Genomic DNA, 229 nt, shown 5'->3' with positions numbered 1-229 from the left:
GCATTCGAATCCCTTTCTTGAAACAGTAAAATGATATCTTGCAATAAGTTGCGAACGCTGTGCAGGGTTTCCTTGGGGCTTGTGCGGTTCTTGCGCTCAAGGCGTTCCCGGGTTTCTTTCTGCTTGGCTGTCATGCGGCCCTTGCGTTTGAGGATCGCCAGGCCCATGCCGTAGATATATTCAAAGGAGGAGCCGACCAGCAGGTTGACGTTGTTGGGGTGGTACTGGC

General features: G+C 52.8%; 1 pseudogene. It reads right to left on the bottom strand.

Going from position 1 to position 229, the window contains the following annotated elements:
• Positions 1-229 (bottom strand): annotated as a pseudogene (locus tag DC28_RS16485) (hypothetical protein); the annotation flags it as partial.

It is taken from the genome of Spirochaeta lutea (assembly GCF_000758165.1).
In the GTDB taxonomy this organism is placed as follows: domain Bacteria; phylum Spirochaetota; class Spirochaetia; order DSM-27196; family Salinispiraceae; genus Spirochaeta_D; species Spirochaeta_D lutea.
Note: the sequence above shows the minus strand (reverse complement) of the source record. Positions and strands in the feature narration are given on the sequence as shown.